Below are 18,114 nucleotides of genomic sequence, written 5' to 3'. Positions count from 1 at the left end.
GCCGTCTTGTGACGGATGCCCATGCAGTATCGGGAAGCAATCGGCATGCTCGCGCGGCGGCGTCATCCGCGTGTCACGAAACGCGGGCCGGGAAGTGAAGCGCGAAGGTCGTCCGTCCGTCGCGGCTCACGACCTCGACCTTGCCGCGATGCAGCTCGACGATCGACTTGACGATCGCGAGCCCGAGCCCGGTGTTGCGCGCCGCGCCGTGCCGCGACGAATCGATCCGGTAGAAGCGCTCGAAGATCCGCTCGATCTGTTCGGGCGCAATCGCGACGCCGCGGTTCGTGACCTCGACGACCGCGTAGCCGGGCCGGGGCGATACGGCCAGCTCGATCGTCGATCCGGCTTCCGCGTGTTCGAGCGCGTTCGAGACGAGGTTGCTGACGGCGCGCCGGAACAGTGTCGCGTCCGCGACGACCGGCGCTGCGCCGTGTACGTCGAGGCGCACGCCGGCCTCGTCGGCCAGCGCCTGGAAATACGACGCGAGCCGGCGCAGCTCGTTGCCGGCGTCGAGTTCGGCGGTCTTCAGGTGCTGCCGCGCATTGTCCGTGCGCGCGAGAAACAGCATGTTCTCGATCATCCGCTGCAGCCGTTCGCATTCCTCGATGTTCGAATCGATCAGCGCTTCGTATTCCTCGGTGGTGCGGGCACGCGACAGCGTGACCTGCGACGCGCTGATCACGTTCGCGAGCGGCGTGCGCATGTCGTGCGCGAGATCGGACGAGAACTGGGACAGCCGCACGAACGCGCGCTCGAGCCGGTCGAGCATCCGGTTGACGGACGTGGCGAGCTCGCGCAGCTCGATCGGGCCGCCGCGCGCATCGAGGCGCGCGGCCAGGTTGTGCGCCTCGATGCGCGACGTCTGCCGGCCGAGGCTCTCGACCGGACGCAGACCGCGGGACGCGACCGCGTAGCCGAGCGCGCCGACCAGGAGCGCGCCGAGCGCGGCCGCGAGCCAGATGTCGACGCGATAGCTTTCCAGCAGCGACTGGCGATCCGCCGCCGTGCGCGCCAGCGCAACCTGAATGGTTTCGCCCGACGGCAGCGTGGCGCGCGCACGGACGCAGCGCGACGTGCCGATGCCGGGCGGCGAGCACGTGAATGGGCTGGCCGCCGCGCCCGCTGCACCGGCCGGCTGCGGCCGCGCGATCACCGACGCGAGCGTATGGCCGGCTTCGTCGGTGTGTTCGACGAGCGGGCGGTTCGCGCCGTCGTAGATGCCGAGATAGACGCCCGGATGCGACAGCAGCACTTCATGGAAAACGGCCGGATCGGCGCGCACGGCGGCGGTCGAACCGCTCGCCCGCGCGAGCTGCAGGAACTGGTTGAGCTTGCCGGCGATCTCGATATCGTCGCGCCGGGTCAACTCGGCGGACAGCGAGCGATACAGGTACGCGCCGGTCAGCGCGAACACGAGCGCGGCCACGACCGCGAACGCGAGCGTCAGGCGCCGGAGCAGCGAATAGGGCGCGGGGCCGCCTTTCATGCGCGATCCTCGAGCACGTAGCCCATCCCGCGGATCGTGTGGATCAGCTTCTTCTCGTACGCGTTGTCGATCTTCGCGCGCAGGCGCTTGATCGCCGCATCGACGACGTTCGTGTCGCTGTCGAAATTCATGTCCCAGATCTGCGACGTGATGAAGGTGCGCGTCAACACCTCGCCCTCGCGTTCCGCGAGCAGCTGCAGCAGAGCGAACTCCTGCGCGGTCAGGTCGATGCGGGCGTCGGCGCGCCGCACGCGGCGCTTGATCAGGTCGACTTCGAGATCGGCGATGTGCAGGATCTCTCGGGAATTGCGCGGCACGCGCCGCAGCAGCGAACGGATGCGGGCAAGGAACTCCGCGTACGCGAACGGTTTGAGCAGGTAGTCGTCGGCACCCAGTTCGAGCCCCGTGACCTTGTCCTCGATCGCTTCCCGGGCCGTCAGCAGCAGCACCGGCGTCTGCTTCTGCGCGCGCAGCCGCCGGAGCACCTCGAAGCCGTCCAGTTCCGGCAGCATCACGTCGAGCACGACGAGATCGAAATCCTCGTGCAGCGCGAGGAACAGCCCGTCCTGGCCGTTCTCGGCCACGTCGACCGTGTAGCTTGCCTCCGTCAGCCCCTTGCGGAGGTACGACGCCATCTTGGGTTCGTCTTCGACTATCAGTATCCGCATGGTGGAGCAGGCGTTCGTGATTCCAGCCGGTCAGTGTAACGCGTGAGCTTACGGCGCAGCGCGTGCGCGAAAGATGACCGCCGGATGACGGAATTTTCATGAAGCGCGCGTGCGATGCGTCGCCGTACTTCATGAAAATTCCGTCATGTTTCGGCCATGTCGTCGTCACGCCGGCGGCGATAAGCTGCGGCCGTCTCGTATCCGGCGCGCGTCGTCGCGGCGCCGCTCCCGTTCATCCGGTCACCGTCTGCCTGATTCCGCATCCATGTCGTATTGGCGCAAATTCATCCTCGTTGTGCTGCTGGCGCTGTGCGTGCCGATCCAGTCGTTCGCGACCGTGTCGACGCAGTGCGCGGGTGCCGCCGCGCCGCATGCGGGGGCCGGTGCCGAGGCCCAGGCTGCGTCGCATGCGATGCCGAGCGCGCACGGCGAGCGGCATGAGCACGGCGACCACGCACGGCACGAGGCGCCTTGTTCCGCCTGCGGGTCCTGCTGTTTGGGCTCGGGCATGGCGGAGGTGCCTGCCGTGTCCGTTACGTCGGACGTCGGCCTCGCGGTCGTCACGTTCGCGCCGTCGACGGTCGTCGTGTCGTTCTTGACCGGCGGTATCGATCGGCCGCCGCGCCGGATTCCCGTCTAGTCCGTGTCCGCGGCCGACCGGCCGCGATCCGCAAACCGTGCCGGCGAACGCTCGACATCCGCCGCACGACTCACGACGAGAAACATCCATGCGATTGATTACTGCGGCGCTGCTTGGCGCGGCGGCGCTCGTGCCGTCGCTCGCGCCCGCGCAAACCGCCTTTCCCGATCCGGCCGACGCGGCTGCGCCGGTGCCGGACGTCACGGTGACGTCCGCGTTCGACGGCTACGTGCCGTATCAGGACGACGCAGGCCCGGGCTGGAAGCAACTGAACCGGGACGTGATGGCGCGGCCCGGGAAGGGCGGTACCACCGGACACGCGAAACCCGAAAATGCGGCAGCCGGCGCGGCCCATTCGATGCATGGAGGGGCCGCGCAATGACGAGACTTGCGATTTCACCGCGGTTCGGCGCAACCGTGCTCGTGCTGGCATTCCTCGCCGGCTGCACGACATTCTCGAAGGACGGCGGCTTCGACGCCGTGTCGTCCGTCGCATCGGAGCGCATCGGGAAGGTCGCCGTCATCGTCAGGACCGACGCCGACCGTGCAGCCGTCGACAAGCGGACGAAGGAACTGCTCGAGAAACCGCTGTCGATGGACGACGCGGTGCAGCTCGCGCTGCTGAACAACCGTGGCCTGCAGGCGTCGTACGCGGAACTCGGGCTGTCGGAGGCCGATCTCGTGCAGGCCGGCCGGCTGCCGAACCCGCGCTTCTCGTTCAGCCGCACGCGGGCCGGTGACGGCGAACTGAGCCTCGGCCGCACGTTCTCGGCCAACGTGTTCGCGCTGCTGACGCTGCCGCTCGCGACGAACATCGAACGCCGCCGTTTCGAGCAGACTCGGCTCGAAACCGCCGACGCGATGCTGAGGGTCGCGGCCGACGCGCGCCGCGCATATGTCGAAGCCGTCGCGGCCGAACAGGCCGCGAATTATGCGCAGCAGGTTCGCGACGCCGCGAGCGCCGGAGCCGAACTCGCGCTGCGCATGCGCCAGGCCGGCAACTTCAGCCGGCTCGACTACGCACGCGAACAGGCGTTCCATGCGGATGCTGTCGCGCAGCAGGCGAAGGCGCGGCAGCAGGCCGTGGCCGCGCGCGAGAAGCTCACGCGCGCGATGGGGCTGTGGGGCGAGCGCACGCGGTACGCGCTGCCCGAGCGCTTGCCCGACCTGCCGAAGGCACGCCCCGATCTGCCCGATCTCGAACGCTATGCGATGAGCAACCGCCTCGACATCCAGGCCGCGAAGCTGCAGACGCGGGGCGTCGCGTCGTCGCTCGGGCTCAGCAAGGCGACGCGCTTCGTCAACGCGGTCGATCTCGGCTACGTGAACAACTACGAGACATCCAAGGGGCACGAGCACGGCTACGAGATCAGCGTCGAGATTCCGCTGTTCGACTGGGGCGGCGCGAAGGTCGCGCGGGCCGAGGCCGTCTACATGCAGTCGGCGAACCGGCTCGCTCAGACGGCGATCGACGCGCGCTCGGAAGTGCGCGAATCGTACGCGGCATACACGACGAGCTACGACGTCGCGAAGCACTATCGCGACGAAGTCGTGCCGCTGCGCAAGACGATCTCGGACGAGTTGCTGCTGCGCTACAACGGGATGCTCGCGAGCGTGTTCGAGCTGCTGGCCGATGCGCGCGAACAGGTCGGCGCGGTCAACGGCTACATCGATGCGCTGAAGGACTACTGGCTCGCCGAAACCGATCTGCAGGCGGCCGTTGGCGGCCGGCTGCCGACCGCGCAGCCGACGCAGCCGATGCAGCCGACGCAGCCGACGCAGCCGATGCAGCCGACGCAGCCGATGCAGCCGATGCAGCCGATGCAGTCGATGCAGCCAACGGAGCCAACGGAGCCAACGCAGCCGACGCAGCCAACGCAGCCAACGCAGCCGACGCAGCCGACGCAGCCCGCGGACGCGCCCGTCGCACCCACGACCGACGCTGCACCGCAGCCGGCTTCTTCACCCGTGGCGCAACCGGCGCCCGCAACGCATCCGGAAGGTCATTGACATGGTGTCCCGTCGACAATTTCTCAGCGGCTCGGGCGCCGCGTTGCTCGGTGCGGCGATGGTCAGCAAGGCCGGCGCGGCGTCGCTGCCCGAAGCGCCCACGATGGCGAAGGCCGGCACGCAGCCGCCGCTCGTGCCGCCCAACGGCCGCCCGTACACGCCCGTCGCGACGCTGAACGGCTGGACGCTGCCGTGGCGAATGACGAACGGCTGGAAGGAATTCCACCTGACGGCCGAGCCCGTCGTGCGCGAGATGGCGCCCGGGATGAACGCGAACCTGTGGGGCTACAACGGCCAGTCGCCAGGCCCGACGATCGAGGCCGTCGAAGGCGACAAGGTCCGGATCTTCGTGACGAACCGGCTGCCCGAGCACACGACGATCCACTGGCACGGGCTGCGGCTGCCCAACGGGATGGATGGTGTCGGGGGCCTCACGCAGCCGCACATTCCGCCGGGCAAGACCTTCGTCTACGAGTTCCAGCTGGAGGCGCACGGCACGTTCATGTATCACCCGCATGCCGACGAAATGGTGCAGATGGCGATGGGGATGATGGGCATGTTCATCGTGCACCCGAAGGATCGCGCGACGATGCCGGTCGATCGCGATTTCGTCTTTCTGCTCGCCGCGTACGACATCGATCCGGGCAGCTACACGCCGCGCGTGAACGAGATGACGGACTTCAACATGTGGACGTTCAACTCGCGCGTGTTCCCGGGCATCGACCCGCTGCCGGTGCGGGCGGGCGACCGCGTGCGGATTCGTTTCGGCAACCTGACGATGACGAACCATCCGATCCACCTGCACGGCTACAGCTTCGAGGTGGCCGGCACCGATGGTGGCTGGATTCCGCCGGCGGCGCGCTGGCCGGAGGTGACGGCGGATGTCGCCGTCGGCCAGATGCGCGCGATCGAGTTCACCGCCGATCGCCCGGGCGACTGGGCGTTCCATTGCCACAAGTCGCATCACACGATGAATGCGATGGGGCATCAGGTGCCGAACCTGATCGGCGTGCCGCAGAAGGACCTCGCGAAGAAGATCGGCAAGCTCGTGCCCGACTACATGGCGATGGGCAGCACGGGCGGCGCGATGGGCGGCATGGAAATGCCGCTGCCCGACAACACGCTGCCGATGATGACGGGCACCGGCCCGTTCGGGCCGCTGGAGATGGGCGGCATGTTCACGGTGCTGAAGGTCCGGCAGGGGCTCGGCCGCAACGACTATCGCGATCCGGGCTGGTTCCGGCATCCGAAAGGCACCGTCGCGTACGAATACACCGGCGAATTGCCGGACGGTTGAGCCGCGGGCAGCATGCGGCGGCCGTGAGGATGCGGCCGCCGGTTTTCGTTTCATTCACTCAGGAGAACGCACGATGAAGAAGGAACTGGTTTCGATTACAACGGGTTGCATGCTGGCGTTTTCCGCCGCGTCATACGCGGCCGGCGACATGGCCGGCATGGATATGAGCGGCGGCGCGATGCGGGGCGCCGCCGCAAAGCACGAGATGTCGCATGGCGAGATTCGCAAGATCGACACGGGCACGGGCAAGCTGACGATCAAGCACGGCCCGCTGGACAACCTCGGGATGGACGCGATGACGATGACGTTCAAGGTGAAGGACCCGGCGATGCTGTCGCAGGTGAAGGTGGGCGACCAGGTCGACTTCGTCGCCGAGGACGAGGGCGGCACGTTGACCGTCGTCGAGCTGAAGAAGCCGTGACGCCGGGCATGACCATGAAAATCACCACGCTCGGGCGGCTGGCCGCCCTCGCCGCGGCCGGCGCGATCGCCGCCGCCGTGCCGGCCGCGGCATTCGCGCACGGCAAGCTGGAAAGCGCCGCACCGGCGATGGGCAGCGCGGTCGACACCGCGCCCGACACGTTGCGGCTGACGTTCAACGAAGACCTCGAACCGGCGTTCAGCTCGGTGAAGGTGTCGGACGCGAACGGCAATGCCGTCGCGCACGAAAAGGCGAAAGTCGATGCGTCGAATCCGCGCGTGATGACCGTCGGGATACCGAAGCTTGCGCCCGGTGCGTACACGGTGCAGTGGGTGGCGATGACGGCCGACGCGCATCGCACCAAGGGCACCTATTCGTTCAGGGTGAAGGGGTGAACGAGGGCCTCGTCGGCCTTCTGCGGCTCGTGTCGGTGGCGATCCAGAACACCGGGTTCACCGTCATCGTCGGCGCGCTGCTCGGCAGCCACTGGCTCGCGCGCGGCGAGTCGGCGTGGCAGCACGGCATCGCGCGGCGTCTCGTCGCGACGCTGCGCATCGCGTCCATCGTGTCGCTGCTCGCGAGCATCACCGCGTTCTGGGCGCACTGCGCGCTGATGAGCGACGTGTCGATGCGCGACGCCTGGCCGGCCGTCCGCGCGATGCTCGCCGGCACCGGCTTCGGCCACGCGTGGCTGGCCGGCGCGGTGTTCACGGCCGTCGTCGTGCTGCTGTCGTTGCTCCGGCGTGCGAACGACACGCGCTTTCCGTTCGCGATGTGGGCCGCGCTCGCAGGTGTCGCACTCGCGCGCAGCAACGGCGGGCATCCGGTCGACGCGGGCCTGTTCAGCGTACCGGTGTGGGTCGACTGGCTGCATCTGCTGGCAATCAGCGCGTGGGTCGGGCTCGTGTTCGTGACGGCGTTCGGCGTGATGCCGCGTCTTGCCGGCATGCCCGCGAGCGAACGCACGACCGGCGCATCGTTCGTGCAGTCGCTGTCCGATGCGTCGACGTACGCGTTGATCGTGCTGTTCGCGACCGGCGCTTACAACGGCTGGCGCGGTGTCGATACGCCCGCGAACCTGCTCGGGTCGACGTACGGGCAGATCCTGCTGTTCAAGCTCGCGCTCGTGCTGATCGCGGCGGCGCTCGGCGGACACAACCGGTTCTTCGAGATGCCGAAGCTGCTGGCCGCGCTGAAGGACCCGGCGGCCGCGACGCCGGCCGACCTGTTGCGACGGTTCGGCGCGGTGTTGCGGATCGAGGCGGTTGTGCTGGCCGGCGCGCTGATGGTGGCCGCCGTGCTCGTGTCGAGCGCGTTGCCGGGGACGGTTTAGCGCCACGGTCGGCAGGCGAAGCCGGTATCGGGAAGTCGTCGCAACCGCGGCGGTTTGGGTCAGACGATTTCCCGCTTTCCGACCGTGAGCGCGATGTCGGATTATTACATCTATCTATCTTCTGGTTACTAACAACTGTCATCGAGCGCCGCTAAGCTTTCGCGATCCTCACAACCGGGATTCCCCGTCATGCGCTCGACAATCCGCCTGTTTGCCCCGCTATTGCTGCTGCCCACGCTTGCCGCACCGGTCTTCGCCGCCACCGCCGCTCCCGTCAGTCCGAACTGCGGCGGCAGCACGACGCCGATCGCCGACATCCAGGGGCCCGGCGCGCCGTCGCCGCTCGCCGGCCAGAACGTGTCGATCGAAGCGGTCGTCACCGCCGATTTCGGCGGCACGGACGGCTTCGGCGGCTTCTTCGTCCAGCAGGCCGACGCGCAGCGCCGCAACCAGCCGGGCGTATCCGAAGGCCTGTTCGTCTATGCGCCGAAAGTGCGCGCGAAGGCCGGCGATCTCGTGCACGTGACCGGCAAGGTCGAGGAAAAATACGGGCAGACGCAGCTCACGCTGTCGGGCGCGATCGCGGTGTGCGCGAACAACCAGACGGTCACGCCGGCGACGCTCTCGCTGCCGGTCGACAACCCGAACGCGTTCGCCGCATATGAAGGGATGCGCGTGCGCCTGCCACAGACGCTCACCGTCGCCGAAAATTACGAACTCGGTCGCTACGGCAGCGTGTTGCTGAGCAACGGCCGCCTGCGCACACCGACGAGCGTGGTGCCGCCGTCGCAGGCGCAGACGCAGATCGATGCGAACGCACGCAACCGGCTGGTCCTCGACGACGGCTCGAACAAGCAGAACCCGGCGACCGTGCCGTATCCGGCGCCGGAACTGTCGGCCGCGAACACGTTGCGCTCGGGCTACACCGTGCGCGACGTCGAAGGCGTGCTCGAGGTGCGCTACGGCGCATGGCGCGTGCAGCCGCTGCCCGGCGCGGCCGCGCCTGCTTTCGACACGCGTTCGAACCCGCGCACCAACGCACCGGCGCGCGATCCGAAATCGAACCTGCGCGTCGCGTCGTTCAACGTCCTCAACTACTTCAACGGCAACGGTCTCGGCGGCGGCTTCGATGATCCGAACAACCGCGGCGCGAAGAACTACCAGGAATTCCAGCGCCAGGAAGCGAAGATCGTCAGCGCGCTGAAGGCGCTCGACGCCGACGTGATCGGCCTGATGGAAATCCAGAACAACGGCTACGGCGAACTGAGCGCGGTGCGTCAGCTCGCGGCGAAGCTCGGCAGCAACTGGCGCGTCGTCGATCCGGGCACGTCGCGCCTCGGCGGCGACGCGATCACGGTCGCGATGATCTACGACAGCCGCGCGGTCGAACCCGTCGGCCGCGCGTCGACGCTCGCGATCGACGACAAGAACCGCCAGCCGCTCGCGCAGTCGTTCCGCCGGATCGGCGGCAAGCAGGCGTTGACGATCGCGGTCAATCACCTGAAGTCGAAGAACTGCCCGGATGCCGCGAACGACGACCTCGACCAGGGCGACGGCCAGGGCTGCTGGAATCCGACGCGCACGCGCGCGGCCGCGAAGCTGGCCGACTGGCTCGCCGGCAACCCGACGGGTGTCGCAGGGCAGGGCACGCTGCTGATCGGCGACTTCAACAGCTACACGTATGAAGACCCGATCCGCCTGCTCGAATCGCGCGGCTACCGCAACCTCGTGTCGCGCTGGATCGGCGCCAATGCGTACAGCTACGTGTACAACGGCGAAGCCGGCTACCTCGATCACGCGCTCGCGTCGCTGCCGCTCGCATCGCACGTGAAGGCCGTGCACGAATGGCACATCAACGCGGACGAGCCGCTCGCGCTGCAATACACGCTCGCGTACAAGTCGGCCGAGCAGCAGAAGACGTTCTACGCGCCGGATGCGTATCGTTCATCGGACCACGATCCGGTGCTGATCGATATCGCGTTGCCGGGCAACGGGCGCTGATCGCTTATTCGAATGTCTGAAGTACGGCGTGCGACGTTGGCGCACGTCGTCGCGCGGGCGGTGCTTGTGCCGCTCGCGCTGCCTCTCTCCCCCTCGGCCGTCAGGTGCCCGATTCGCGATCGCTGTCATGCGATCCGGAATGCGTGGCGCGAATGACGGCTTCTTCATTGCGAATGCCTTCGCATTACGCATCAATGCCGCTTGGCGCACTCCGCGGTTTAATTCCAATGCCGGGTAAATAATTCCATGGCGTGTCCGGGAGATAATCGGAATCGGTATTTTTTGGACAATGCCGATTTTTATTCATTGAATCGCGCCAATCGATTCGGGATAATTAAAATGAAAGAAAAATCCTGTCGATTTGAAGGGCGTCCATGCGCAATGCGAAGTCTGGAAGCGTTGCCCAACATGCGGAAACGCAGCCGCATTCCAATAAAAACGACTCATATAACAAGCCGGGTGCGAACAATCGTGTTTTCTTTCAAATGCCAGACACTGATCGCCGTTTGCATCATAAGAGATTTTTTAATATCGGAATGATCTTTGACAACGCAGCGCAGCACCACCTATTTTTGTGATGTCGTAAATTTTGGTCATACGATAAGTCGTTGAAACTGCAAAGGGGGCGGCGTTACCCGCATCATTCTCCGCCAGCAGTTTGCTGTGTCTGTATCAAGTTCAGTCTCTCGAAGAAATCCAGTCCCCAACCGCCGTCTGCCGACCGTGCAACGCGAGTGGCGGGTATGCCTGCGCGTTTTTCGCCGGCGATGGCGGCCCGTGTGAAGCGGTATCCGACCCAAGGACAGAGATGAAACCAGACAGGAGCAGTACCGGCAGCCGCCGCGCGCGTCGCGGCTGGCCGGCCGGGCTAGGCGCATTGACCGTCGTGACGCTCGTGCTCGCGGGCTGCGGCGGCGACGATTCGTCGTCGGTCGGCGCGTCGAGCCTCGCGCAGGCCACCGCCAGCCAGCAGGCCAGCGCGCAAGCGGCGGCCGACAGCCAGTCGCCGGCGGCGAACCAGCCTTACGTCGACCCCGTCGCCTATTCGATGAACGCGACCGACGGCCTCGCGGCCGCGCAGGTCTCGGAGAAGGCGGCGGTGATGCATTACCAGTGGAAATCCGGCGGCACGACGGTCAGCTACACGACGACCACGGGCCACCTGACCGCGCAGGACGCGAACGGCAACGCGGAAGCGTCGATGTCATACGTCGCGTACACCGCGCCGAGCACGAACGGCAAGCCGCGCCCCGTCACGTTCGTCTATAACGGCGGCCCCGGATCGTCGTCGATCTGGCTGCGCCTCGGCTCCTTCGCGCCGACGCGCGTCGCCACGCCCGATCCGCTGTTCGGCAACAACTGGCCGAACTATCCGCTCGTCGACAACGCGGAAAGCCTGATCGACACGACCGACCTCGTGTTCATCGACCCGCCAGGAACCGGGCTGTCGGAAGCCGTGCTGCCGAACACCAACCAGAAGTACTGGGGTTCGGACGCGGACGTCAACATCATGCGCGATTTCATCCAGCGCTACCTGACCGTCAACAGCCGCGGCACGTCGCCGATCTACCTGTACGGCGAGTCATACGGCACGCCGCGTACCGACATGCTCGCGCTGGCGCTCGAATCGGCCGGCGTGCACCTGACCGGGATCGTGCTGCAGTCGTCGATCCTGAACTACTTCGCCGATGCGGTGGAAGCGGTGGCGATCACGCAGTCGACCGAAGGGCTGCTGCTCGAGACCGATACCGTGGCCGGCTACCTGCCCGGCTATGCAGCGGTAGCGGCGTACTTCAACCAGGTGTCGCCGGCGCCGGTCAACCCGTATCTGTATGCACTGCAGACCGAGTTGTTCACGACGCTGATCTACAACCAGTTGCAGCAGTATTCGCAGTCGTGGGTGCTGAGCCAGCTCGGCATTCCGGATGCGCTCGGCACGCCGGTGTTCCCGAGCGATGCGACGCTGAAGCTGTGGTCGCTGCCGTCGAGCCTCACGCAGCAGGCGCTGCGCGGCTACTTCAACGCGAATCCGTTCGGCACGAGCCTGCTGCCCGGCACGACGATCGGCCGCTACGACGGACGTGTGTCGTTGCCGAACTCGGATCCGCGACTGCAAGCGGACGGCGATCCGTCGGACATCCTGATCTCGCAGCCGTTCACGAACGCGCTCGCGACGCAGATGCCCGACTACCTCGGCTACACCGCGCCGAACGCGACCTACCTGCCGCTGAACGACAACATCATCCAGGTGTGGGACTTCTCGCATGACGGCCAGCCGATGCCCGACTCGATCCCCGATCTGCTCGGCGCGCTGCAGCTCAATCCGAAGCTCCGGGTGCTCGCGGAAAACGGCCTTCACGATCTGGCGACGCCGTTCTTCAACACCGAGAAGCAACTCGCGCGGCTGCAGACCGTGAAGGGCCTGAACCCGAAGCTGCAGGTGAACTTCTTCCAGGGCGGGCACATGACGTATCTGGATGACGTGGCCCGTCCGCAGATGAAGCGCGACCTGAAGATCTTCTATCAAGGCAGGCGGATTCCGACGGCGCTGACGCTGCGCACGCTGCCGCCGCCGTGGCCGGACGAGAATCCGGCCGGCACGCCGACCGGCAGCGTGCCGGGCGCGACGGCCGCGACGACGCTGGCGGTGGCACCGTAAACGACGGACTCCTTGCGAAAAGGAACCCTCTATTCATCCATTGAATGCGAGTGATCATGTCCCTAATCAACTTGATGCGGCGTATGTCTGCGTTGATCGTCCTCGGTGCCGTGATGAGCAGCGCCCATGCACTGCCGCCGCAGGCGGTGGCACCGGTGAAGCTGCCGCACGGCGGGCACGGTGTCGACGGTCCGTTCTTTCCTTCGACCCGCGTGGCGCCGGTATTGCCGTCGACCGGCGCGACGCTGCAGCAGCAGGCGCAGCGGCGCGTCGACGCCCGGCTCGGCGGCAACACGGTGCTGAGCAACGGCGCGGCGGTGACGAAAGCGCAGGCGCAGAGCAGCGGGCTGGGCTTCGTCGCGAAGCACTTCGACGAGATCGATGCGAAACACACCGGTCGCGTGACGATGAGCGATGTGCGGCAGTTCATCCAGCAGCGGCAGGTGCAGGCGGAGCAGGAACAGCAGGAGTGACGGCGTAGCGAGGTCGTGCGCAGGGTGGTGGCCGGTGCCGGCCGCTCCCTGCTGAGGCGGCCTGCTTTCAGCCCGCCGCGGCGCAAGTCCGGCCGCGGCTTTCTTCATGGAAGCTCGGTTCATGCGCAGGCAACGCGAAGCCGCGTCACGTATCACGTGATCGGTGTTCGGCTTCCCGGTGCGCGTAACGCCGCGCCGTCGCCGACGGCAACTCGCCGAACATCGCTCGGTAGTCCTGCGCAAAGCTGCTCAGGTGCCAGAAGCCCCACTTCGTCGCGGCCGACGTCACGGACCCGCCGAGCCGCAGCTCGCGGCGAACGTGATTCAGCCGGACGGCGCGCAGATAGGCGATCGGATTCAGGTTGAGCGTGTCGTTGAACGCGTATTGCGCGGTACGCCGGCTGATGCCGAGCTGCACGCACAGTTCGGCGATCGACAGCGGGCACGTCGACGCATCCTGCAGCCGCTCCTGTACCGCGTTCACGAGCGACCAGTACTTCGTCCGCCGCGTCGCGAGGGCGTCCGCGTCCGGCGCGGGCATCGTCATCGCTTCGGAAATCGCATACAGCACGGTCCGCTCGAGCAGTTCGATCCGCTCCTGCGTCGTCACGTCCTCGACCGGCGTGCTTTTCGCGGCCGCGGCCATCGTGTGGCGCAGCAGGTCGCGCAAGCGGTCCGCGACCTGGGGCGTTATCGGGATCAGCGGCGCGAAGGTACGCGCGCGCAGCGACGCGGCGAGCGTGCGCATCGCCTCCGTCGACAGCTTGTCGGGTTCGATCTCGACGTTCACGAGCACGTGCCGGTCGGGCGAATAGAACTCGAACACGGGCTGGCTCGAGAACACGTGCAGGCTGTCGCGCCCGCTCTTCTCCCCGCACATGCGTGCATGGCCTTCGAGTTCCAGCGGCACGGCCACCGCGATGCGGTCGGACGGCACCGCGCCCTGCTGCAGGATCACCTTGTCGAGGTCCTCGACCAGGAGCCGGATGCCGCCGAGCGACACGATGGACGACGAGCCATGAAACAGGCCGCCCGAGATCTGCGTGTAGTTGAGATCCCAGCCGTCGAAGATCCGCGCCTGTTCCTCCACGTCGGTGAACGCGCAGAACGCCACCGTTCGCGCAAACGGCGGGGCGCCAGAAAAATCGCTCGGATCGGCGGACGGCGTCATCGGAGTCGGGAAGGGGCGGGCCGGATCGATGCATTGTAGCCGCTGCACGAGCCGGTCAAAAACCCCGATGGCCCGATTCCCCGAAGAAACCCTCGCTTGCCGAAATCCGATAGTGAAAAGCCGGCTGGCGCAATACCTTTGGCACGAACGGAACACAACGCATCGCATCGCGCCGGCGCCGGGAGCATCCCGCTTCGTTGCCGGACGAACCGAACACGGCTGCCGGCGTGGGACCGGCGGCACACTTCTGGAGAGACGTCGATGGAGCTTCCACGTGGCGGATTCTGGCGGAACTGGGTGGGCAATCAGTCGTGCGTTGCCGCGCACATCGCGTCGCCGACCAGCGAGGCGGAGATCGCCGAGCTGGTGCATGCGGCGACGAGCCAGGGCAAGAACGTCCGATGCTCGGGATCGGGACATTCGTTCACGCCGGTCGTCGCGACGAGCGGCCTGTTGCTGTCGCTGAAGGACCACCAGGGCATCGTCGCGGTCGACGAGCAGCGAAAGCGCGTCACGGTGAAGGCCGGCACGCGGATCAACGCGGTGACGCGGCATCTGAAGGACATCGGCTTCTCGCTCGTCAACCAGGGCGACATCGATTCGCAGGCCATTGCCGGTGCGCTCGCAACCGGCACGCACGGCACGGGGGTGACGTTGAGCAATCTGTCGTCGCAGGTCGTCGGGATGCGGATCGTTCGTCCCGACGGCTCGATCATGGAGGTGAGCGACAGGCAGGACCTCGACCTGCTGCATGCGACGCAGGTGAACATCGGCCTGTTCGGCGTGGTGTCGGAGCTGACGCTGCAGGTGACCGACGCGTTCTGGCTGCACGACCGCGTGTGGCGCGAGGACTTCGAGGCGCTGATGGAAAAGTACGACGACCTCGCGGCCACGCACCGGCATTTCGGTTTCTTCTGGTGCCCGACGTCCGAAAGCCGCCACCTGTACTGCCTGCCCGACACCGCGAAGGTGTCGAACGCGAAGAAAGACTACGACGTGTGCGAAATCAAGGTGATGGACATCACCGACGAACGCACGTTCTTCGAAGGCGAGCACGAGAAGATCGCGTACAGCGCCGAGGTCTATGCGATTCACTACGTCGCGAACTTCCACGAACTCGAATACGCCGTGCCCGCCGAACACGGCAAGGAAGCGCTGCGCCGCGTGCGCGACCTGATCCTCACGAAGTATCGCGACTGCATCTTCCCGGTCTAGTACCGCTTCACGAAGGGCGATCCGGCGTGGATCAGCCCGTTCAACAATCAGGACAGCGTAACCATTTCGTGCTCGGGCGGGCCGAACGGCGTCGACTACTGGCCGTTCCTGAAGGACGTCGACGACATCCTGCGCGATTACGGGTCGCGTCCGCACTGGGGCAAGCTGCACTTCACGAACCGCGATGACGTGGATCGCTGGTTCCCGAAGGCCGAAGCATTCCGCGAACTGCGCCGCAGCGTGGACCCGGAAGGCCGTTTCCTCAACGATCATCTTCGGACGCTGTTCAGCTGAGCGGTCCGAACGAACCAGACTGGAGAGCGACGAATGAATGCCAAGATTGACGGACGCCTGGCCGGCAAGGTCGCCATCGTGAGCGGCGGCGCGGGCGGATGCGGCGGCGCCGCGTCCGAACTGTTCGCCGCGCAGGGCGCGAAGGTGGCGATCATCGACCGCGACGGCGACGCGGCCGAAACGCTCGCGTCGCGGCTGCGCGATGCCGGCTTGCAGGCGTTGGGCGTCGGCGCCGACGTGTCGAAGCAGTCGGAGGTGCAGGCGGCGGTCGACGCGGTGCGCCGGCAATATGGCAATGCGGACATCCTGTTCAATCACGCGGGCACGCTGATCGTCAAACCGTTCCTCGACATCGAGGAGTCGGAATGGGACTGGCTGATGGGCGTGAACGTGAAGAGCATGTTCCTGATGACGAAGGCGGTCCTGCCGCAGATGCTGGAAAAGGGGCGCGGCAGCATCGTCTGCACGTCGTCGATCTCGGCCGTCTGCGCGACGCCCGGCGAGGTGCTGTATGACGCGACCAAGGGCGCGTGCCACATGTTCGCGCGGGCGATCGCAGTCGAATACCGCGACCGCGGCATCCGCTGCAACGCGCTGGCGCCCGGGTTCATCCGCACGCCGCACGGGATGCGCGAGCTCAAGGATCTGCAGGCGATGGGCGTGGACGCGACCGAAGCGGCTATCGCGGTGCAGCAAGGCCGGCTGTGCGAGCCGTCGGAAGTGGCCGCGGCCGCGCTGTTCCTGGCGTCAGACGAATCGAGCTTCGTCAACGGTACCCATCTGTTCGTCGACAACTGTTTTTCCGCTGTTTAGGCCCCGATATTCGCAGGAGGCCGAAGGGCAGGCACGAATTCTCCAGGAGCGGCAGGTCCCGTCGAAGGTTCCGCAGCGATGCGGGCCTTCGATTTTTTTTGCGGGTTCGCCGCGCGATGCGTCCTAGCGGATTGTCGTAATCCTTCTATCTGAACGAATTTGCGTCTGTTGGAATGGCAATGCCGAATCACCGTTCAGCCGGCATCGCGGGGCGGCATGGTTGATGACGTCATCGAGCGCCGGTCCGGCGCTCGGCTTCGCGGGTCCGGGCAAGTCCGGCATACCAGGGTCAATCCATCACTTTCTTTTGATCAATCATCATGTTCAATCGCACTACCAGCACCGTCGCCAACGTCGATCCGGAACTCTGGACTGCCATTCAGGACGAGAACCGCCGCCAGGAAGAGCACATCGAGCTGATCGCGTCGGAAAACTACACAAGCCCGGCCGTGATGGCCGCACAGGGCTCGCAGCTCACGAACAAGTACGCGGAAGGGTATCCGGGCAAGCGCTACTACGGCGGCTGTGAATACGTCGACGTGGTCGAGCAGCTGGCGATCGACCGCGTGAAGCAGCTGTTCGGCGCGGAAGCGGCGAACGTGCAGCCGAACTCGGGTTCGCAGGCGAACCAGGGCGTGTTCTTCGCGATGCTCAAGCCGGGCGACACGATCATGGGGCTGAGCCTCGCGCACGGCGGCCACCTGACGCACGGCTCGCCGGTGAACATGTCGGGCAAGTGGTTCAACGTCGTGAGCTACGGCCTGAACGAAAACGAAGACATCGACTACGACGCAGCCGAGCAACTGGCGAACGAACACAAGCCGAAGCTGATCGTCGCGGGCGCGTCGGCATTCGCGCTGAAGATCGACTTCGAGCGTCTGGCGAAGATCGCGAAGTCGGTCGGTGCGTACCTGATGGTCGACATGGCGCACTACGCAGGGCTGATCGCGGCGGGCGTGTACCCGAACCCGGTGCCGCACGCGGACTTCGTGACGACGACGACGCACAAGAGCCTGCGCGGCCCGCGCGGCGGCGTGATCCTGATGAAGTCGGAATACGAGAAGCAGATCAACTCGGCGATCTTCCCGGGCATCCAGGGTGGCCCGCTGATGCACGTGATCGCGGCGAAGGCGGTGGCGTTCAAGGAAGCGCTGTCGCCGGAGTTCAAGGCCTACCAGGAGAAGGTGGTCGAGAACGCACGCGTGCTGGCTGAGACGCTGGTCAAGCGCGGGCTGCGGATCGTGTCGGGCCGTACGGAAAGCCACGTGATGCTGGTGGACCTGCGCGCGAAGAAGATCACGGGCAAGGCGGCGGAAGCGGCGTTGGGCGCGGCACACATCACGGTGAACAAGAACGCGATCCCGAACGATCCGGAAAAGCCGTTCGTGACGAGCGGGATCCGTCTGGGCTCGCCGGCGATGACGACGCGCGGCTTCGGCCCGGCGGAAGCGGAGACGGTCGGCAACCTGATCGCCGACGTGCTGGAAGCGCCGGAAGATGCGGCGACGATCGAGCGCGTTCGTGGCCTGGTCGCGGAGCTGACCAAGCGTTTCCCGGTCTACGGCTAAGACGCGGCTATCGGGTTCGACCGCCAACGCGGTTGAACCTCGTTCGCTGCGACGCGACGTAA

The 18,114-nt window shown here is 66.3% G+C and carries 15 protein-coding genes and 1 pseudogene; 13 read left to right on the top strand and 3 right to left on the bottom strand.

The window, feature by feature from the left end; all coding sequences use genetic code 11:
• Positions 1 to 73: 73 nt before the first annotated feature.
• Both ACT2FV_RS09250 and ACT2FV_RS09245 read right to left on the bottom strand, forming a co-directional pair.
• Entirely contained in the window at positions 74 to 1,489 is a 1,416-nt protein-coding gene (locus ACT2FV_RS09250; protein WP_151049808.1) for a heavy metal sensor histidine kinase, read from the bottom strand.
• Positions 1,486 to 2,157 (bottom strand): heavy metal response regulator transcription factor, encoded by a 672-nt coding sequence (locus ACT2FV_RS09245; protein ID WP_151049806.1) that lies wholly within the window; start codon positions 2,155 to 2,157, stop codon positions 1,486 to 1,488. Before ACT2FV_RS09245 ends, ACT2FV_RS09250 begins: the two co-directional genes overlap by 4 nt.
• 265 nt (positions 2,158 to 2,422) lie before the next feature.
• Here ACT2FV_RS09245 and ACT2FV_RS09240 point away from each other — a divergent pair, with 265 nt between their 5' ends.
• From ACT2FV_RS09240 to ACT2FV_RS09195, 10 genes are all read left to right on the top strand, one after another.
• Positions 2,423 to 2,797 carry a hypothetical protein gene (locus tag ACT2FV_RS09240; RefSeq protein WP_444503716.1) on the top strand — a complete coding sequence of 125 codons (375 nt, stop codon included), beginning with the start codon at positions 2,423 to 2,425 and terminating at the stop codon, positions 2,795 to 2,797.
• Positions 2,798 to 2,885: 88 nt separating this feature from the next.
• Positions 2,886 to 3,179: a hypothetical protein gene (locus ACT2FV_RS09235; RefSeq protein ID WP_444503715.1), complete on the top strand. Its 294-nt coding sequence runs from the start codon at positions 2,886 to 2,888 to the stop codon at positions 3,177 to 3,179.
• Positions 3,176 to 4,807: a TolC family protein gene (locus ACT2FV_RS09230; RefSeq protein ID WP_444503714.1), complete on the top strand. Its 1,632-nt coding sequence runs from the start codon at positions 3,176 to 3,178 to the stop codon at positions 4,805 to 4,807. The genes ACT2FV_RS09235 and ACT2FV_RS09230 overlap by 4 nt, the downstream gene beginning before the upstream one ends.
• A 1-nt stretch (position 4,808) precedes the next feature.
• Positions 4,809 to 6,104 carry a multicopper oxidase family protein gene (locus ACT2FV_RS09225; RefSeq protein WP_444503713.1) on the top strand — a complete coding sequence of 432 codons (1,296 nt, stop codon included), beginning with the start codon at positions 4,809 to 4,811 and terminating at the stop codon, positions 6,102 to 6,104.
• A 73-nt stretch (positions 6,105 to 6,177) separates the two neighbouring features.
• The gene (locus ACT2FV_RS09220) at positions 6,178 to 6,525 is read left to right on the top strand and encodes a copper-binding protein (RefSeq protein ID WP_444503712.1); all 348 of its coding nucleotides are present in this window, start codon (positions 6,178 to 6,180) and stop codon (positions 6,523 to 6,525) included.
• A 14-nt stretch (positions 6,526 to 6,539) separates the two neighbouring features.
• Complete coding sequence (copC, locus tag ACT2FV_RS09215) at positions 6,540 to 6,920, top strand: copper homeostasis periplasmic binding protein CopC (protein ID WP_444503915.1); 381 nt, start codon at positions 6,540 to 6,542, stop codon at positions 6,918 to 6,920.
• Complete coding sequence (locus ACT2FV_RS09210; protein ID WP_444503711.1) at positions 6,917 to 7,858, top strand: copper resistance D family protein; 942 nt, start codon at positions 6,917 to 6,919, stop codon at positions 7,856 to 7,858. Before copC ends, ACT2FV_RS09210 begins: the two co-directional genes overlap by 4 nt.
• Positions 7,859 to 8,047: 189 nt before the next feature.
• Positions 8,048 to 9,859 (top strand): ExeM/NucH family extracellular endonuclease, encoded by a 1,812-nt coding sequence (locus ACT2FV_RS09205; RefSeq protein WP_444503710.1) that lies wholly within the window; start codon positions 8,048 to 8,050, stop codon positions 9,857 to 9,859.
• Between the two features lie 808 nt (positions 9,860 to 10,667).
• On the top strand, positions 10,668 to 12,518 hold the full coding sequence (locus ACT2FV_RS09200; protein ID WP_059608042.1) for a S10 family serine carboxypeptidase-like protein: 1,851 nt from the start codon (positions 10,668 to 10,670) through the stop codon (positions 12,516 to 12,518).
• 44 nt (positions 12,519 to 12,562) lie between these two features.
• Positions 12,563 to 12,991, top strand: coding sequence for a 2-oxoglutarate dehydrogenase (locus tag ACT2FV_RS09195; RefSeq protein ID WP_174909951.1), 429 nt, complete (start codon positions 12,563 to 12,565; stop codon positions 12,989 to 12,991).
• Positions 12,992 to 13,136: 145 nt separating this feature from the next.
• On the opposite strand, the gene ACT2FV_RS09190 is transcribed toward ACT2FV_RS09195, so the two are convergent.
• Positions 13,137 to 14,162: a helix-turn-helix domain-containing protein gene (locus ACT2FV_RS09190; RefSeq protein WP_444503709.1), complete on the bottom strand. Its 1,026-nt coding sequence runs from the start codon at positions 14,160 to 14,162 to the stop codon at positions 13,137 to 13,139.
• Between the two features lie 261 nt (positions 14,163 to 14,423).
• Between ACT2FV_RS09190 and ACT2FV_RS09185 the strand changes: the two are divergent.
• The 3 genes and pseudogenes from ACT2FV_RS09185 to glyA all read left to right on the top strand — a co-directional run bounded on the left by ACT2FV_RS09185 (position 14,424) and on the right by glyA (position 18,052).
• Positions 14,424 to 15,671: pseudogene (locus ACT2FV_RS09185) on the top strand (D-arabinono-1,4-lactone oxidase).
• Between the two features lie 33 nt (positions 15,672 to 15,704).
• On the top strand, positions 15,705 to 16,484 hold the full coding sequence (locus ACT2FV_RS09180) for an SDR family NAD(P)-dependent oxidoreductase (RefSeq protein WP_444503708.1): 780 nt from the start codon (positions 15,705 to 15,707) through the stop codon (positions 16,482 to 16,484).
• 320 nt (positions 16,485 to 16,804) lie between these two features.
• Complete coding sequence (glyA, locus tag ACT2FV_RS09175) at positions 16,805 to 18,052, top strand: serine hydroxymethyltransferase (protein ID WP_108064651.1); 1,248 nt, start codon at positions 16,805 to 16,807, stop codon at positions 18,050 to 18,052.
• The last annotated feature ends 62 nt before the right edge of the window (positions 18,053 to 18,114 follow it).

Source organism: Burkholderia sp. PR2 (assembly GCF_052372875.1).
In the GTDB taxonomy this organism is placed as follows: Bacteria; Pseudomonadota; Gammaproteobacteria; order Burkholderiales; family Burkholderiaceae; genus Burkholderia; species Burkholderia diffusa.
The sequence above is the reverse complement of the archived record's forward strand: the minus strand, read 5'-3'. Positions and strand labels throughout refer to the sequence as shown.

Bases quoted from the DNA above. Each gene is read 5' to 3' on its own strand.
- ACT2FV_RS09250 (WP_151049808.1), bottom strand. From the start codon at position 1,489: ATGAAAGGCGGCCCCGCGCCCTATTCGCTGCTCCGGCGCCTGACGCTC.
- ACT2FV_RS09245 (WP_151049806.1), bottom strand. From the start codon at position 2,157: ATGCGGATACTGATAGTCGAAGACGAACCCAAGATGGCGTCGTACCTC.
- ACT2FV_RS09240 (WP_444503716.1), top strand. From the start codon at position 2,423: ATGTCGTATTGGCGCAAATTCATCCTCGTTGTGCTGCTGGCGCTGTGC.
- ACT2FV_RS09235 (WP_444503715.1), top strand. From the start codon at position 2,886: ATGCGATTGATTACTGCGGCGCTGCTTGGCGCGGCGGCGCTCGTGCCG.
- ACT2FV_RS09230 (WP_444503714.1), top strand. From the start codon at position 3,176: ATGACGAGACTTGCGATTTCACCGCGGTTCGGCGCAACCGTGCTCGTG.
- ACT2FV_RS09225 (WP_444503713.1), top strand. From the start codon at position 4,809: ATGGTGTCCCGTCGACAATTTCTCAGCGGCTCGGGCGCCGCGTTGCTC.
- ACT2FV_RS09220 (WP_444503712.1), top strand. From the start codon at position 6,178: ATGAAGAAGGAACTGGTTTCGATTACAACGGGTTGCATGCTGGCGTTT.
- copC (WP_444503915.1), top strand. From the start codon at position 6,540: ATGAAAATCACCACGCTCGGGCGGCTGGCCGCCCTCGCCGCGGCCGGC.
- ACT2FV_RS09205 (WP_444503710.1), top strand. From the start codon at position 8,048: ATGCGCTCGACAATCCGCCTGTTTGCCCCGCTATTGCTGCTGCCCACG.
- ACT2FV_RS09200 (WP_059608042.1), top strand. From the start codon at position 10,668: ATGAAACCAGACAGGAGCAGTACCGGCAGCCGCCGCGCGCGTCGCGGC.
- ACT2FV_RS09195 (WP_174909951.1), top strand. From the start codon at position 12,563: ATGCGAGTGATCATGTCCCTAATCAACTTGATGCGGCGTATGTCTGCG.
- ACT2FV_RS09190 (WP_444503709.1), bottom strand. From the start codon at position 14,162: ATGACGCCGTCCGCCGATCCGAGCGATTTTTCTGGCGCCCCGCCGTTT.
- ACT2FV_RS09180 (WP_444503708.1), top strand. From the start codon at position 15,705: ATGAATGCCAAGATTGACGGACGCCTGGCCGGCAAGGTCGCCATCGTG.
- glyA (WP_108064651.1), top strand. From the start codon at position 16,805: ATGTTCAATCGCACTACCAGCACCGTCGCCAACGTCGATCCGGAACTC.